At 67.1% G+C, this 14,318-nt stretch carries 17 protein-coding genes; 7 read left to right on the top strand and 10 right to left on the bottom strand.

Annotated elements, in window-relative coordinates; translation table 11 throughout:
- Positions 1–9: 9 nt before the first annotated feature.
- Positions 10–459: a hypothetical protein gene (locus ACN9M6_RS00295; protein ID WP_419160918.1), complete on the top strand. Its 450-nt coding sequence runs from the start codon at positions 10–12 to the stop codon at positions 457–459.
- Here the strand turns inward: ACN9M6_RS00295 and ACN9M6_RS00290 are convergent.
- Genes ACN9M6_RS00290 through ACN9M6_RS00270 form a run of 5 tightly spaced genes read right to left on the bottom strand, consistent with a single transcriptional unit; the run spans position 410 to position 2,423 of the window.
- Positions 410–619 carry a hypothetical protein gene (locus ACN9M6_RS00290; RefSeq protein ID WP_419160917.1) on the bottom strand — a complete coding sequence of 70 codons (210 nt, stop codon included), beginning with the start codon at positions 617–619 and terminating at the stop codon, positions 410–412. The two genes, ACN9M6_RS00295 and ACN9M6_RS00290, sit on opposite strands and share 50 nt — an antisense overlap.
- Positions 616–1,383 carry an imidazole glycerol phosphate synthase subunit HisF gene (hisF, locus tag ACN9M6_RS00285; protein ID WP_419160916.1) on the bottom strand — a complete coding sequence of 256 codons (768 nt, stop codon included), beginning with the start codon at positions 1,381–1,383 and terminating at the stop codon, positions 616–618. Before hisF ends, ACN9M6_RS00290 begins: the two co-directional genes overlap by 4 nt.
- Positions 1,377–2,057, bottom strand: coding sequence for an imidazole glycerol phosphate synthase subunit HisH (gene hisH / locus ACN9M6_RS00280; RefSeq protein WP_419160915.1), 681 nt, complete (start codon positions 2,055–2,057; stop codon positions 1,377–1,379). Before hisH ends, hisF begins: the two co-directional genes overlap by 7 nt.
- The gene (locus ACN9M6_RS00275; protein WP_419160914.1) at positions 2,054–2,230 is read right to left on the bottom strand and encodes a hypothetical protein; all 177 of its coding nucleotides are present in this window, start codon (positions 2,228–2,230) and stop codon (positions 2,054–2,056) included. The genes hisH and ACN9M6_RS00275 overlap by 4 nt, the downstream gene beginning before the upstream one ends.
- A complete protein-coding gene (locus ACN9M6_RS00270; protein WP_419160913.1) occupies positions 2,214–2,423 on the bottom strand; it encodes a hypothetical protein in 210 nt (69 codons plus the stop codon). The genes ACN9M6_RS00275 and ACN9M6_RS00270 overlap by 17 nt, the downstream gene beginning before the upstream one ends.
- A gap of 325 nt (positions 2,424–2,748) precedes the next feature.
- Here ACN9M6_RS00270 and ACN9M6_RS00265 point away from each other — a divergent pair, with 325 nt between their 5' ends.
- From ACN9M6_RS00265 to ACN9M6_RS00255, 3 genes are all read left to right on the top strand, one after another.
- The gene (locus tag ACN9M6_RS00265) at positions 2,749–3,750 is read left to right on the top strand and encodes a threonine ammonia-lyase (RefSeq protein WP_419160912.1); all 1,002 of its coding nucleotides are present in this window, start codon (positions 2,749–2,751) and stop codon (positions 3,748–3,750) included.
- Positions 3,747–3,926, top strand: coding sequence for a hypothetical protein (locus ACN9M6_RS00260; protein WP_419160911.1), 180 nt, complete (start codon positions 3,747–3,749; stop codon positions 3,924–3,926). Before ACN9M6_RS00265 ends, ACN9M6_RS00260 begins: the two co-directional genes overlap by 4 nt.
- Before the next feature lie 69 nt (positions 3,927–3,995).
- Positions 3,996–5,102 carry an ABC transporter substrate-binding protein gene (locus ACN9M6_RS00255; RefSeq protein ID WP_419160910.1) on the top strand — a complete coding sequence of 369 codons (1,107 nt, stop codon included), beginning with the start codon at positions 3,996–3,998 and terminating at the stop codon, positions 5,100–5,102.
- 81 nt (positions 5,103–5,183) lie between these two features.
- On the opposite strand, the gene ACN9M6_RS00250 is transcribed toward ACN9M6_RS00255, so the two are convergent.
- Positions 5,184–7,454, bottom strand: coding sequence for a TonB-dependent receptor (locus ACN9M6_RS00250; protein ID WP_419160909.1), 2,271 nt, complete (start codon positions 7,452–7,454; stop codon positions 5,184–5,186).
- Positions 7,455–7,665: 211 nt separating this feature from the next.
- Between ACN9M6_RS00250 and ACN9M6_RS00245 the strand changes: the two genes are divergently transcribed.
- A complete protein-coding gene (locus tag ACN9M6_RS00245) occupies positions 7,666–10,041 on the top strand; it encodes a PBP1A family penicillin-binding protein (protein ID WP_419160908.1) in 2,376 nt (791 codons plus the stop codon).
- Here the strand turns inward: ACN9M6_RS00245 and ACN9M6_RS00240 are convergent.
- Positions 9,962–10,579 (bottom strand): hypothetical protein, encoded by a 618-nt coding sequence (locus ACN9M6_RS00240; RefSeq protein ID WP_419160907.1) that lies wholly within the window; start codon positions 10,577–10,579, stop codon positions 9,962–9,964. The two genes, ACN9M6_RS00245 and ACN9M6_RS00240, sit on opposite strands and share 80 nt — an antisense overlap.
- Before the next feature lie 34 nt (positions 10,580–10,613).
- On the opposite strand from ACN9M6_RS00240, the gene ACN9M6_RS00235 reads away from it, so the two are divergent.
- On the top strand, positions 10,614–10,943 hold the full coding sequence (locus tag ACN9M6_RS00235; protein ID WP_419160906.1) for a hypothetical protein: 330 nt from the start codon (positions 10,614–10,616) through the stop codon (positions 10,941–10,943).
- Here ACN9M6_RS00235 and ACN9M6_RS00230 read toward each other — a convergent pair.
- From ACN9M6_RS00230 to ACN9M6_RS00220, 3 genes are all read right to left on the bottom strand, one after another.
- The gene (locus ACN9M6_RS00230) at positions 10,940–11,998 is read right to left on the bottom strand and encodes a cation diffusion facilitator family transporter (protein WP_419160905.1); all 1,059 of its coding nucleotides are present in this window, start codon (positions 11,996–11,998) and stop codon (positions 10,940–10,942) included. The two genes, ACN9M6_RS00235 and ACN9M6_RS00230, sit on opposite strands and share 4 nt — an antisense overlap.
- Positions 11,999–12,117: 119 nt before the next feature.
- Positions 12,118–12,459: a nuclear transport factor 2 family protein gene (locus ACN9M6_RS00225; RefSeq protein WP_419160904.1), complete on the bottom strand. Its 342-nt coding sequence runs from the start codon at positions 12,457–12,459 to the stop codon at positions 12,118–12,120.
- Between the two features lie 53 nt (positions 12,460–12,512).
- Positions 12,513–13,067 (bottom strand): DUF411 domain-containing protein, encoded by a 555-nt coding sequence (locus ACN9M6_RS00220; RefSeq protein ID WP_419160903.1) that lies wholly within the window; start codon positions 13,065–13,067, stop codon positions 12,513–12,515.
- Between the two features lie 131 nt (positions 13,068–13,198).
- Between ACN9M6_RS00220 and ACN9M6_RS00215 the strand changes: the two genes are divergently transcribed.
- Complete coding sequence (locus ACN9M6_RS00215) at positions 13,199–14,317, top strand: mechanosensitive ion channel family protein (RefSeq protein WP_419160902.1); 1,119 nt, start codon at positions 13,199–13,201, stop codon at positions 14,315–14,317.
- Position 14,318: the final 1 nt, after the last annotated feature.

The raw sequence follows: 14,318 nt of genomic DNA, 5'->3' as shown, positions 1-14,318 counted from the left end.
AAATATACGATGAGCGAGCTTCCGGTGGGATCAACGTTGCGGCCTGAAGTCATTCCGTCACGCTGGAATCTCCTGCGCGATGTGGGGGTCTTTCAGCTCAAGCTGCTCCTCGATGGGTGCAGGGACGCCGTGCTGCTGCCGGTCTCGCTGCTCGTGGCCCTGGTGGACCTCCTGGGACTGGGACCGCGAGCCGGGCGCCAGTTCTACTTGCTCCTGCAGTTCGGGAGTCGGACGGAATACTGGATCAATCTGTTCGGCGCCGCGCAGCAGGCGGAGGCGCTGCCTTCACCGCCGCGTCCGGGCGTCGACATGCTCGTCGACCGTCTGGAACGCATGGTCGTGCAGGAGTACGAGCGCGGGGGGATCACGGCCTCTACGAAGGACGCCGTGGATCGAGCCCTCGACAACCTCACGAGAGGCGGGCCTGCGGGCCGGAACCCGCCCGGACCGTCGACATGAGCCGGTGGGCCGCGGAGCGCGCGTGTCCTTCCAGATCCTCCAGTCTCACCGCGAACCTTTCGGCGAGCGGCCGTGGATCGCCGGCATCGATTTCGAGCGTCGCGCCCTGACGGAGCTGCACGGCCCGGCCGCCCATGAGATCGATCGACGGGACGATCATCGCCGGACCGCGACGCTCAGTTGCTGGAGTCGATCCTTGAGCCGGCCGATCGACCAGTCGCCCTGATGGAAGATCGATGCGGCGAGCACCGCGTCGGCGCCCGCTGCGACGGCGGCGCACATGTGGCCCGCGTGGGCTCCGCCTCCGGAGGCCACGATCGGTACCGGCACGACGCGGCGGATCATCGAGATCAGCGCCAGGTCGTACCCGCTCCTTGTGCCATCACGGTCGAAGCTGGTGAGGAGGATCTCGCCCGCGCCCAGGTCCACCGCGCGCCGACCCCATTTCGCCGCATCGATCCCGGTGCGTTTCCGGCCGGAGTGCGTGAGGACTTCGAAGCCGCTGGGACACGCCTTCGCCCCGGCGCGGGAAGCATCCAGGGCGAGGACCGCGCACTGGGCGCCGAAGCGAGTCGAGATTTCGGACAGGAGCGCGGGCCGCTCGACGGCCGCCGTGTTCACCGCGACCCGATCCGCCCCCGCCGCCAACAGGGCGCCAGCGTCTTCCACCGTCTGCACGCCGCCTCCGACGGTGAGCGGTATCGAAATCTCGTCACGAACGCGACCGATCGTTTCGGACCTTGCCAGCCGCCCGTCCGCCGTGGCCGCCACATCCAGAATCACGAGCTCGTCCGCGCCCTCGCGCTCGTAGCGCCGGGCGAGCCGCGCCGGATCCCCCTGGTCCTCGAGGTTGTCGAAACGAACTCCCTTGATGACCCGGCCGTTCTTCACGTCGAGGCATGGGATGACACGAACGTTCAGCATGCCGCGGCGAGCCTCATGTGGTCCGCAGACCTCTCGCTGGCCGCGGCCGCGCCCGGAGCCCGTTCGAGCCACCGGTTCAGGAGCCCGGTGCCGACCCTGCCCGACAGCTCGGGGTGGAACTGGCACGCCAGCACGCCCCCATGCTCGAACCCGGCCACGAAGCGGCTACCATGCCGTCCGATCGCCGTGGCCCAGCCATGGGGTCCGCCCTCCAGCCGATAGGAATTCGCGAAATAGAGCACGGCCGACCGCAGGAACACGGCTTCCGCCGGAGCTGAAATCCGGTTCCAGCCCAGCTGGGGCACCCGGCACTCGCCCTCCGGCCTCACCACGCGGCCCGGTACGCAGCCAAGTCCGGGGACGGACGGCGCCTCTTCGCTCTCGGCGCACAGGAGCTGCAATCCGAGGCAGATGGCCAGCGTGGGCCGGCGCTCCTCCACCCGCCGGCGAATGGCGTCGCTCCACCCCCTGCGTCGAAGTTCCGCCATGCCGTCCGCGAACGATCCGACGCCGGGCAACACGACGTAGGCGGCGCCCGCTATACCGGCTGCGGAATCGAGGAGGCGCGGTGTCCGCCCCACGCGGCGAAACGCAGCCGCCACCGTTTCGAGGTTGGCCACGCCCGTCGGGACGATGCCGACTTCGCCCGGTCCCGCGACCCGCGCGGCGCTCATAGGGACACCCTCCGGAGGTCGAGGACCCCCTTGGTGCCCGGAACCTCGGCGGTGGAGCTTCGGGCGACTGCCTGGGCGAGATCCACGCTCGCCCGGATACGCGTCTCCAGCGTCTGCCGGGATCGCTCGCCCACCCGCTGATCGTTTCGCCCGTCTCTACGGTTGGTGCTCATCGGAGTCCTCTCCACGGGAATCGTCGAACGGCATGTCGAGCACTCGGAGCACGCGTCGGAACGTCGCCTCGTCTCCGGGAAGTGTGATCCGGAGCAGGTCCGGGAAGTTCGGGAAGCGGCGCACGGCGATCCCTCGCCGCCGGAACCGGCGGTAGAGCCCGCCTGCCTCCCTGGACGCGGCGAGCGGGTTCACGCGACGACTTGTCCGGGCGCGGTGACGCTTGTTGTCTGGCGGGTCATATCGTCGGCTCCAGGGGCCGACACCGGCGGGGAGGCAGCGACAAAAAAAGCCGGCCACCTCGGGCCGGCATCGATCGTTCGCAACCTATGTTCAGGATACAGCTAGACGATCACCGGCCTCCGCCCTCGCGGTGGAAATAATAATAGCCAAAAAACGGATGGGTGTTCGTCATGGGCGCGGAGGATCGCACCCTGTCGTGTACTTGTCAAGCGCGTATGCTAGTCGCGTCGCGCCGGCTCGCGTCGGATTCCCGAACCACCTCAACTGCGGACATACGATGACGGACCCCATGGCAGGGGAGTTGCAGGGACCGACGCCCGAGCGGAGTCGAAAGACGCGGGCGCGCGTGTCGCCCTGGATCGAACGCACCCCGGTGAGACGCTGGGTCCCGGACTCCGGAGTCGCGCCGCTACCCGCGGGATCGGAACTCTTTCTCAAGCTGGAACTGTTTCAGCGTACCGGTTCCTACAAGGTCCGCGGCGCCCTGAACAACGTGCTCCCGGCAGACCCGGCGACGCTGGCCCGCGGCGTCACGGCGGTCAGCGCGGGGAACCACGCCATCTCCGTGGCCTACGCGGCCCGGGCTGTTGGCACGACAGCCAGGGTCGTGATGCTCTCCTCGGCGAACCCGGCCCGCGTCGAGCGGTGCCGGAACTTCGGTGCGGAGATCGAATTCGCGCAGGACGGGGCGAGCGGCTTCGCGCGCATGGAGGAAATCGAGAGGGAGGAAGGCCGAGTCAGCGTTCACCCGTTCGAGGGCGAGGCGACGGTCCTTGGGACTTCCACGGTCGGCCTCGAGATCGTCGAACAACTGCCCTCGCTGGAGGCCCTCGTGGTTCCGATCGGAGGGGGCGGCCTGATCTCCGGCACGGCGAGCATCGTGAAGCAGCTTGCGCCTGCATGTCGTGTGTACGGAGTGGAACCGGTCGGTGCCGACTCCATGCGCCGCAGCCTCGACGCCGGTGAACCGGTGGCGCTCGACCGCATCGACACCATCGCCGACAGCCTCGGCGCGCCCCACGCCGCGCCCTACACTTTCGGGCTCGTCCAGCGGTATGTGGACGATGTCGTGCTTGTCGACGATGACGCGATCCGTTCCGCGATGCGGGCCCTCTTCCTCGACGCGAAGCTGGTCGCCGAACCCGCCTGCGCGGCGCCATTGGCCGCCGCGTGCGGCCCTCTGCGTGACCGACTCGCCGGTCGGCGCGTTGGCCTCGTCCTCTCAGGCTCGAACATCGACCTCGACACCTTCGCCATGCACCTCCGGGCGGCCGGGTGACGCCCGCCTCGGCGTCGGCCCGGCCTGAGCCTACCGCGACTTCAGAACCCCAGCTGGTAGAACACGCGGCCGTCGTCCGGGACCGGATCAACTACTACAATCAGGTGCGCCGGCACTCCTCCCTCGAAGACCGGCCGCCCCTGAGGATCATCGAGGACTTCTACCGCGAGAGCTGAGCAGCACAATAAACCCGGAGGTCCGGTGTCCAACTTTTGGGGGCCACTTCACCATGAAGGAGAAACGGAATGAGAGAAGGAGTCGTGATACGTGTTCCGGCGGTGACCACCCTGGGGCTCGTTGCGCTCCTTTCCAGCGTCCCGCTCCTCCCCGTCGCCGGGCAGTCGATCACCGTCGTGTCCTGGGGCGGCTCCTACGGCCGCGCCGTCAACGAGGGCGCCAACATTCCCTTCACCGAGGCGACCGGCATCCGTGTCAGCCTGGACGCCTACAACGGCGGTCTGGCCCAGATACGGGCGCAGGTGGACGTCGGCAACATCCATTGGGATGTGGTCGACCTGGAGATCGCCGATGCCGTGCGCGGTTGCGACGAGGGGCTGCTCGAGCTGATAGACATCGACGATCTGCCTCCCGGACCCGACGGCACTCCCGCGGCCGACGACTTCGTGGCCGAGAGCCAGACCGAGTGCGGCGTGGGCAATCTGTACTGGTCGACCGTGTACGCGTACAACGACGAGAACTTCCCGGGCGAAAAGCCCACCACCATGGCCGATTTCTTCGACCTGGAGAAGTTCCCGGGCCGCCGCGGGATGCGGCGGGTACCGCAGGTGAACCTGGAGTTCGCCCTGATCGCCGATGGCGTGCCGCTCGACGAGGTGTACGCGACGCTGGAGACTCCGGAGGGCTTGGACCGGGCCTTTGCCAAGCTCGAAACGATCGAGGACGAGGTGGTCTGGTGGGAGGCCGGCGCCCAGCCACCGCAGATGTTGGCCGACAGGGAAGTGGTCATGAGCACGGCGTACAACGGCCGCATCTTCAATGCCCAGATCCTGGAAAACCAACCGTTCGTCATCGTGTGGGACGGGCAGTTGTTGGACGTGGGTCAGGTCGGGATCGTCGCGGGTACACCGAGGCTGGAAGAGGCACTGAGATACGTGGCCTTCAGCACCAGCGCCGAGTCTCTGGCGCGGATCGGCCGCCGCATCTCCTATTCCCCGGCGCGCAGATCAGGCATGCCACTGGTGACGACCCATGCAGTCGCAGGGGTCGTCATGGCGCCCCACATGCCGGCCGGCGCGGGCAACGTGGATCGTGCGCTTCGTTACGACTGGGCGTTCTGGGTCGACAACCAGGACGAACTGAACGAGCGCTTCATCGCCTGGCTGGCGCGCTAGCAGCCCGTGGCTCTGTCGCGAAAAAGGGTGGCGGTGGCGTAGGGGAGACGGCGGGAGCACCAAGGCTTGTGTACGCGCGCGTCAGAACACCACCCGATAGCTGACGTTCAGACTCCGCGCGGCCTCCGGCATGATCTCCTTCACCCGGGAGAGGTGGTTGCGGTACTCGGTATTCGCGCCGTTGACGAGGCTCACAGTCAGGACGTTCAGATGCCCGCCGAGCGTAAGCCGCACCCCTGCTGTGGCGTTGAAGACGGTGTACCCACGCGTCGGCGTCTCGAATTCGCCAACCCGGTCTTGCCGGCCCGCCATCTCGGCCTCCGCCCGGACATACCACGACGGCCTCTCGTACTTCAGGGCCACATGTCCCTTGAGCGGAGGAACGAGAGGCAAAGGCTGACCGGTCCCCTTGAGACTGCCTTTCACCGATGAGGCCACTCCCTCCAGCGCCAGCCCCCGCCCAGCGTCGACGTCCACGCCGGCTTCGAAGCCGCTGAACACGGCGTCGCTGCCCCGGAACTGATAAATGGGGAGGCGCACGCGGCTCAGGCGGCCCGTGTCCTCTCCGTAGATGTGGTTCCTGATGTCGTTGTGGAAGCCGGTGACCTCGGCCCTCAGCCGGTCGGACTCGAAGCGGAGGAAGACATCGAGCCCCGTCCCGACCTCGCCCTCCAGAGACGGGTTTCCAACTTCAAAGACGTAGGCCGCCAGATGCGGCCCTTCCGAATAGAGTTCGGTGACGTCGGGTGTGCGAAACGCCCGGGCAACGCTGGCACCGAGCACCAGCCCCGAGGCGGACTTGTAAAGGACACCCAACGACCCCGACAAGGAGTGGAATCTGCGGTCACGAATCTCACCGATGTCCGAAACCCGATCTTCCTTTGGATCGGCCAAGGTCCAGTCGTAGCGTAGCCCCGACTCGATCTGCATGGAGCCCAGGTCGACCTCCTCGAGCAAGTACAGGGCCGCCTTGAACCGACGCGTGTCTGGCGTGTGCAGGGAGCCCCCGTATCCGAAATCCTCCCAGGACGCACGGCCGCCCATCGCACCCGCCGTAAACGGTCCCCACCTCCCATGCCGACCCAGGACGTCCGCGCTCGCGCTCTGTTGCTCGAAGAGCGTGCCCAAAATGTCCGGTGCTTCGATCTCGCGGTGCGTGTACCGGGTGTGGGTCGCGTCGAAGCGGAGGTTGTGGAAGGGCCCGACCGGCTCCTCGACCACGGTCCGGAACTTCGATGAGACTCGCTCCATTTCGATGCGCACCCCCTCCTCGTGCCCACCCACGAAACCACCCGGGATGCCGTAGTAGTTGCGGTAGCCGCGGAAGGACGTCCCCAGGCGACCCCAATCGGCCACGTAGGCCGTCCCCGCACCCCCGCTCCACAGTTCGCCGTCGGTGTTGAGAAGCGTGCCGGCGGGGGTCTTCAAATCTCCCGCCGTCCGTGCGGCTACCTCCACACGCACCGGCACGCGCTCCGCGATGGCGAACACGGCCGTCGCGCTGCCAGCCAGCGAGCCGGCCGCGGTCTGCGTCTGCAGTGTCGCCGCGCCCGTCAGGCGGTGCGGCACGGCAGTCGGAATCTCGTCGCGGATGACGTTGATGACCCCGCCCAGCGCGTTGCCCCCGTAGAGCAGCGCGCCGGGACCCCGCACAACCTCGATCCGCCGTGCCGACGACGGATCGAGTGCGGTGGCGTGGTCCGCGCCCGAGTTGGAGGCATCCCCAACCGCAGTCCCGTCCTCGAGCATCAGTACCCGATCCCCGCTCAGTCCCCGGATCACCGGTTGCGCAACCGATGGACCCGTCCCGGCGGCGGCCAGCCCCGGCATTGACGCCAACGTCCCCGCTACGGTCGCCGTCATCTGGCGTTGCAAGTCATCGCCCGTCATGACGCTGACCGGCCGGAGCGCCTCGGCTGCGGTGCGCTCGCTGATCGTCGCCGTCACCACCAAGTCCGCCATTCCAATGGGAGACGGCGCCAACTCGATCACGATCTCTGCCGACTCCGCCACCGCTCGGCGCGCGCGCACGGTCCCCACGGTTACTTCCACGGTGGCGCCCCGGTACCCCAGGCGATCGGCTCGAAGGGTATACACGCCCGCGGCCATCCCGGTCAGGTGGAAGGTGCCGTCCGCGCGGGTCACCGCCCTGGTTTCCCTCCCGACCACCGATACGTGCGCTCCCGCCAGGGGGTAACCGGTACCCGCGTCGCGCACACTGCCCTCGAACACGTGCCCTTGCCCCGGCTCCTGCGCGGAGACCTGGGGAATCACGAGCGCGGGAGCGACCGCAAAACACAAGACGAGCGCTAGCGAATGCCGACGGATTCCGTCGACACATGCCGCAGGCATGGTTCCTCCCAATCTGCCACTCCTGCGTGTCAGGGCGTGTCAAGGGCCACAAGCTGAATCGCGGGCCCGGGACGATAGGCTGGCGTTACGGTTTCAGGCAACCTCGTGCAGTGGTGGAAAACCTATGGAAACCCTTTGGTGCCCCCGGGGCGTCAAAGACGGTGTGAGAGACAGCGGAAGGGCTCGGCGGAGGCTCCCGCCGAGAGAGAAGATGCACAGGGGTCGGCGGTTCATGCTCTTAGCCGCGGCGATTCTCGCCGCCGGCCTCGGCTATCTGGTCTTCGAAGCCCGTATAGCACGCGAGTTCGACGCGCTCGATTCCTCTTCCCCGGCGCGCATCCTGGCGCGACCGTGGACCCTCCGCGCTGGCGATCGGGTCGACCCGCGGCGCCTCATCGACCACCTGAAGAAAGTCGGCTACCGATCGGTCTCCGGCAGAACGCCGCTAGCCGGAGAGTTCAGCGCACGCGGCCGCGATCTTCTCCTGGGCCGCCGCGCGATTCGTCTCGGTGGCCTCGTCGACCCCGGCATTCGCGCGCGGGTGCGGTTCCGGAGCAACGGGCGCATCTCCGCGATTCGGGACGCCGAGGGGAAGAGCCTCGCCCGCCTTCTGCTCGATCCCGAGGTGATCGGGACGTCCCTCGGAGAGCACGGCCGGGACCGGGTGCCCGTCCGCCTCGACGAGGTGCCGGAACACCTGGTCGACGCGTTGTTGACAGTTGAGGATCGCCGCTTCTACGAGCACGGCGCGCTGGATCCTCGCCGCATCGCCGGCGCCGCGCTCTCCAACCTCCGGCGGCGGCGGGTCGTGGAGGGGGGAAGCACGATCACCCAGCAGCTCGCCCGCACGCTCTTCCTGTCGACGGACCGCACCGTGCTCCGAAAGCTGCGTGAGGCGGCGATCGCGGTGGCGCTGGAAAGACGGTTCTCCAAGCAGCGTCTGCTCGAGGCCTACGTGAACCATATCTATCTCGGGCAGCACCGAGGGACCGCCATCCACGGCTTCGGGCGCGCCGCGCAGTTCTACTTCGACCGCGACATCTCGGAGTTGACGTTGGGTCAGTCGGCGATGCTGGTCGGGATTGTCAGGGGGCCGAGCGTGTACTCGCCCCATCGCCACCCGGAGCGTGCCCGGGCCCGGCGCGACATGGTGCTGCGGCAGATGCACGCCGTCGGGCACCTGGACGACGCTCGGCGCGACGCCGAACTCGAAGCCGATCCGGAGATTCGACGTCCTCCGGAGCGGAACTTCGATGCCCGCTGGTATCTGGATTTCCTGCGGCGGGGGCTGGCTGCCGGCGATGCTTCGCTGGAACCGGAGGGTGGCGGTCCAACGGTGATTTCTTCGCTTGCGCCGGAGCTTCAACGCGCCGCCGAGACCGCGGTGTCAAAGGGGATCCGCAACATGGAGCGCCTGCGTCCCCGCCTCAGGGAACAGGCCGGGCCGCTTCAGGCGGCGCTGGTGGCCCTGGACCCGCGGACCGGCGACATCCTGGCGATGGTCGGCGGTCGCTCGTACGGCGAGTCGCAGTTCAATCGCGCGGTGGACGCCCGGCGCCAACCGGGAAGCGCCTTCAAGCCCGTCGTGGCGCTGGCCGCCCTGACACCGGGAGCAGATCCTTCCTTCACCCTGGCTTCCGTGCTGAAGGACGAACCGCTGGCGCTCGATACGCCTGCCGGCGTGTGGAAGCCGGCGAACGCCGACCGCGAGTTCCTCGGACCCATCAGGCTGCGCGAGGCGCTGGAGGGGTCACGCAACGTGCCGTTCGCGCGCCTGGGTCTGGCGGTCGGTCCCGACAGGATCATCGAGACAGCGCGGCGGCTGGGCATCGAGAGCCCCCTCGCGCCGTATCCGAGCCTGGCGCTGGGCGCCTCCGAGGTCACGCTGCTCGAATTGACGGCGGCCTATGCGGTGCTGGCGGCAGAGGGCCTGCGTACTGCTCCGCGCTCGGCGCTAACGGTGCTCGCCCGCGACGGTACCGCGCGCCGTGAGACCATGGCCCGCAGCGAGTCGGTCGTCAATCCGGCGGAGGCGTACCTGGTCACATCCGCGCTCCGGGGTGTCATCGAGCACGGGACCGGGAGCGGCGTCCGTGCCGCGGGATATCGGGGTCCGGTGGCGGCGAAGTCCGGGACGACGAACGACTCCCGCGACGCCTGGTTCGTCGGCTACACACCGGAACTGGCGGTAGGCGTGTGGGTGGGATTCGACGACGGGACGCCGGTTGGTATCCCTGGCTCCAGGGCCGCGCTCCCGATATTTGCCGACTTCATGATCCGCGTTCTGGGACCGCGCGGCGGTCGCGATTTCCGCTTCCCCGCAGGGGTGGAACGGGTCGATATCGAGCCTGCGACCGGACGGCGCGCCGGGTGGGGGTGTCGAGGCGAGCCTGAACTGTTCCTCGCGGGCACGGCGCCCGAAGCCTACTGCGGCTACCGCCCCCAACCGTGGCTCCGACGTACGCTGTCTCCCGAGTCGCCGGCCACCAGCGACGACCCCGGATCCTTCAGACGTGGGCGTGTCCGGGTCCGTGCTGATGGTCGCGACGGCCCTGATGCAGGACCACGTGCAGCAGGGAGCCGCTGACGAACGCCTGATAGATCTCGAGGACGGAATGTTCGTCCGGCAGTATTTCCGTGCCCGCAACAGCCCCGATGACCGTCGCCACCATGATCGCGGCGACCCCGGTCAATGCTCCCCGAACTCCGTGCCGGGGTTCGAGCAGCCACCAGATCAGCAATCCGACGGCGATGCGGTGGAGGACGATGGCGGACGTGAACGGAGCGCTCGAGGTCCCGACCAGAAGGGCACCGCCCTCCAGGAGGGCGTGAAGTACCAGTGACAGCACCCCGAGCACGATCGTTGTGTTGTCCGTGTGCCGGGCCAGGGTCGCGGAGAGTTTCTCAAGGAGGTACAGGAGGCCGATGCCGGCGCCGACCGCGATGAGGGGCCCGATCTGGCGTTCGAGCCAGACATGGGGGAGCACCTGCCAGGCGATCAGGAGGGGCAGCGCGATGAAGACGATGGTGTCGATGAGCCGGATGGTGCCCGGTCTTCGGTGCAGCGTAACATAAAGAACGACGCCGAAGGCCGGCGCCACGAGCACTGTTATCAGCTGAAACACTCAGATTCCGGGCTCAGTCCTGCCCGACGGGTCCGTGGTGATCGCAGTGGTCGCCGTGCTGATGGTGCAAGTGCCCGTCGACGACGTAGTCGGTGTGCCCGTCATGTCCCACGGCCTCGTGGCCGCAGTCCTCTCCGTGTACGTGCCCGTCGTCATGGCCCTCGCACCTGTGATCGTGACCGGCCGCCGGTCCGTGGTGATCGCAGTGGTCGCCGTGCTGATGGTGCAAGTGCCCGTCGACGACGTAGTCGGTGTGCCCGTCGTGTTCCACGGCCTCGTGGCCGCAGTCCTCTCCGTGTACATGCTCGTGGTCGTGACTTTCGCAGGCGTGATCGTGTCCGTCCATGAGTCACCCTCCTTCTAATGTGGCCGCGCGGTCGCCACGAGATGGTCAACGTGGTGGTCTTCGTTACAGAGCTTTGCCGTGCCCTCCACCTGCACCGTGATGTGCTGGAGATTGAACTTCTTGTAGGCGATCTCCTGAATTTGGTGTAGCAGCGTCGCAGTATCGCCTTCGTGCTCGGGGTCCACCAGAACGTGTGCGGTGAGTGCATCGTAGCCCGGCGCAAGCGTCCACACGTGGACATCGTGGATTACCGTAACGCCCTCGAGGTCCTCGATCTGGTGGCAGAGGCTGTACACATCGACGTGATCCGGCGTCCCTTCGAGCAGCACATGTACGACCTTCGCCAGCAGGCGCCACGTGCTGAGCAGGATCAGCACGCCGATGAGGACGCTGAGAATCGGGTCGGAGATGTACCAATCGAAGGCCCACACGAGCACTCCGGAGATGATGACCGCCACCGACCCGAGCAGGTCGGCGATTACGTGGGCCAGGGCGCCTTCGACATTCACGCTGTGCTTCGCCGACCGGTGGAGTACCCAGGCGGCGGCGAGATTCGCGAGGAGTCCGAGGACCCCGACGATCAGCATCAGGCCGCCCTCGACCTCCGGTATCTCCTGGAAGCGGTGGTAGGCCTCGAAGATTACCCAGGCGGAGATCAGCCAGAGCGTGAGGGCATTGATAAGGGCGGCCAGGATCTCCAGCCGGTGGTATCCGAAGGTGCGCTCCACCGAGGCGGCCCGCGTCGCAAAGTGCACGGCGAACAGCGCGAGACCGATGGACGCCGCGTCGGTAAGCATGTGCCCCGCGTCGGCAATGAGCGCGAGGCTTCCCGACAGGATGCCTCCGACCACCTCGACGAACATGAAGCTGGAGATGATCACCAGGGCCAGCGTCAGGTCCCGCTTGCTGGCGTTTCTCAGCTCCTCCGAGTGGTCGTGGGCGCTGAAGATCCCGTGGCCATGGTCGTGATCATGGCCGTGGTGATGATGGTGCCCGTGCCCATGGTCGTGGTCGTGGTCGTGGTCATGATCGTGGTCATGCCCGTGATCGTGACGACCGTCGCTGGAGTCCATAGAGCCCATGACCGTCCAGGAGTAAACGCCGGATCTTTCGGGAGACGGAAACTACCGTCCCGAACCGGCGTGAGACAAACCCTGCTCCCCCCCACAAGACGGGGGGAAATCAGTCGCTGTCAAGGCACCGCGGTGTAGTGGCCGTGAATGCAGAGCCAGCGACCCCCTTCGCGTACGAAGATCCGGGTTGACTTACCCCGGCTGGTGAATCGCTCCTCGCCGATACGGCCGGAGTCCGTCCAATAGTAGGTGATCCATGCGACATCGTCCCGGATCGTGACCTGAGGCTGATGCATCTCGGTGTGGACGTCCCGCGCGCGCCCCGGATAATCCTCGTAGCTCCTCAGCTCGAGGGCTCTGCCTTCGGCGAGATAGACCTCGTTTTCGATGATCTCCTGTTCTTCGTCCTGGGCCCGGGCGGCCTCCGGAGTGGCGGTCGCCAGCGCAAGAAGGGAGGCCACCAGGAGCCAGACGCGGAGGCGCCGCTTCGGCGCCCTTTGACGGACCACAGGACCTAGCGACTCTCGTAGACCGACGTGCTGCCCTCGGCATCGAACTGGATCACGTCGTAGGGGTCGACGCGGTCGCCGAACTCCATGCCGGGCGAGCCAATCGGCATGCCCGGCACGGCGAGGCCGCGCGCGGACGGTGCTTCGGCGAGGAAGCGTGCGATCACGTCCGCGGGGATGTGCCCCTCGAACACGTAGTCGCCGACCAGCGCCGTATGACACGACTGAAGTTGCAGCGGTAGCCCCGCGTCCATCTTCACGCCGAGCATGTCATGGGTGTCCTCCACATCGAGCTCGAAACCGGCCTCCCGCATATGGTCGACCCAGAGGGCGCAGCACCCGCAGGTGGGGGACTTGTAGACCTTGATGGTCGGAGCAGCCGCGATGGCCGCAGCCAGTGTCGCGTCGCCTGTACCGCCGTCCGCCAGGACGGTGTGCTCCGCGTTCTCCCTGTTCTCCGCTTCAGCTTCCGGCGCGCAACCGGTGACGATCAGCACCGCGCTCAGCACCACACAGGGCACGGCCGCCGCACACATCTTTTGGAACCTTCTCTCGAACATCTTCACTCCTGGTTCGATTCCTGCCGCTCGCTAGCGCAAGTTACCCGCAGCGCGTGTACCGCGGTACCATTGGGAGGCCGGATCGTGAACCGGGGGGGCCGGCGAGCGACCCGAGTGAACAGCGAGGCGTGATGGAGACACTTGGATTCGACCTGAGTTCGATCGACCTTGGCCAGTGGTGGGGCCAGGTCGTCGCATTTACGGCTCCCCGTTGGCTACCCAGCCTGGTTGTGCTGCTGATCGCCGGCGTCGTCTATGTGGTGGCGCGCGCGATTCTGGGCCGCGCGCAGAGAAACTGGGTGACGCGGACGGCGACCAGGCTCGACGACCTGGCGGTCCGGCTGCTCCGGCAGGCCCTGCTGCTCTCGAGCGGGGCGTGGGCGATTTGGCGCCTGCTGGGCATCTGGGGACTGCCCACCATCGCCCAATGGGTGTATGCGATCTGGATCGGCGTCCTGTTCTTCCCGCTCAGCCGCTTCGTGGGAGACTTCCTGACGGCGATCGAGAGCGAGGTCGTCACCCGCACCGAGACGCCGCTGGACAAGACGGCGCTCCCGATGATCAACACGGCCATCCGCTTCATCGTCGTTGCGCTCGGTGTCGTGCTCGCGCTGTCGGAGCTGGGCATCAACATCGCGCCGCTGCTCGCCGGCGCCGGCGTCATGGGGCTTGCCCTTTCACTCGCCGCCAAGGACACGCTCTCGAACCTGATCGCGGGAGTGCTGCTGATCGTGGATCGCCCGTTCCAGGTGGGGGACCGGATCGAACTGTGGACGACGCCCAACGAGACCGGCTCGTGGGGTGACGTGATCGAGATCGGGCTGCGGGCGACGAAGATCCGGAACCCCGACAACCTCGTCGTCGTCGTCCCCAACAACGAGATCATGCAGCGGGACATCATCAATTACACGATGTCGGGTCAGGACATCCGGCTCAGAATCCCGTTCTCGGTCGCCTACGAGTCGGACATCGACCGAGCCAAGGGACTGCTGGTCGACATCGCCACCGGGATCGAGGGAGTGAAGGGCGACCCCGCCCCGATTGTCATCGCGCGGGGCTTTGGGCCATCCGAGGTAAACCTGGAGCTCCGTGTGTGGATTCTGGAGGCGAGATCAAGGCGGAGCATCGCGGACGAGATCAGCGAACAGGCGCTGCGGGCTTTCGAGAAGGCCGGTGTGGAGATTCCCTATCCCAGACGAGAGCTCTACATACGGTCCGAATCCGACGGTGGCTCAAACTCCGGCCCGTGAC

It is taken from the genome of Candidatus Palauibacter sp. (genome assembly GCF_965197445.1).
In the GTDB taxonomy this organism is placed as follows: Bacteria; Gemmatimonadota; Gemmatimonadetes; order Palauibacterales; family Palauibacteraceae; genus Palauibacter.
The sequence above is the reverse complement of the archived record's forward strand: the minus strand, read 5'-3'. Positions and strand labels throughout refer to the sequence as shown.

Bases quoted from the DNA above. Each gene is read 5' to 3' on its own strand.
- ACN9M6_RS00295 (WP_419160918.1), top strand. From the start codon at position 10: ATGAGCGAGCTTCCGGTGGGATCAACGTTGCGGCCTGAAGTCATTCCG.
- ACN9M6_RS00290 (WP_419160917.1), bottom strand. From the start codon at position 619: ATGATCGTCCCGTCGATCGATCTCATGGGCGGCCGGGCCGTGCAGCTC.
- hisF (WP_419160916.1), bottom strand. From the start codon at position 1,383: ATGCTGAACGTTCGTGTCATCCCATGCCTCGACGTGAAGAACGGCCGG.
- hisH (WP_419160915.1), bottom strand. From the start codon at position 2,057: ATGAGCGCCGCGCGGGTCGCGGGACCGGGCGAAGTCGGCATCGTCCCG.
- ACN9M6_RS00275 (WP_419160914.1), bottom strand. From the start codon at position 2,230: ATGAGCACCAACCGTAGAGACGGGCGAAACGATCAGCGGGTGGGCGAG.
- ACN9M6_RS00265 (WP_419160912.1), top strand. From the start codon at position 2,749: ATGACGGACCCCATGGCAGGGGAGTTGCAGGGACCGACGCCCGAGCGG.
- ACN9M6_RS00255 (WP_419160910.1), top strand. From the start codon at position 3,996: ATGAGAGAAGGAGTCGTGATACGTGTTCCGGCGGTGACCACCCTGGGG.
- ACN9M6_RS00250 (WP_419160909.1), bottom strand. From the start codon at position 7,454: ATGCCTGCGGCATGTGTCGACGGAATCCGTCGGCATTCGCTAGCGCTC.
- ACN9M6_RS00245 (WP_419160908.1), top strand. From the start codon at position 7,666: ATGCACAGGGGTCGGCGGTTCATGCTCTTAGCCGCGGCGATTCTCGCC.
- ACN9M6_RS00230 (WP_419160905.1), bottom strand. From the start codon at position 11,998: ATGGACTCCAGCGACGGTCGTCACGATCACGGGCATGACCACGATCAT.
- ACN9M6_RS00220 (WP_419160903.1), bottom strand. From the start codon at position 13,067: ATGTTCGAGAGAAGGTTCCAAAAGATGTGTGCGGCGGCCGTGCCCTGT.
- ACN9M6_RS00215 (WP_419160902.1), top strand. From the start codon at position 13,199: ATGGAGACACTTGGATTCGACCTGAGTTCGATCGACCTTGGCCAGTGG.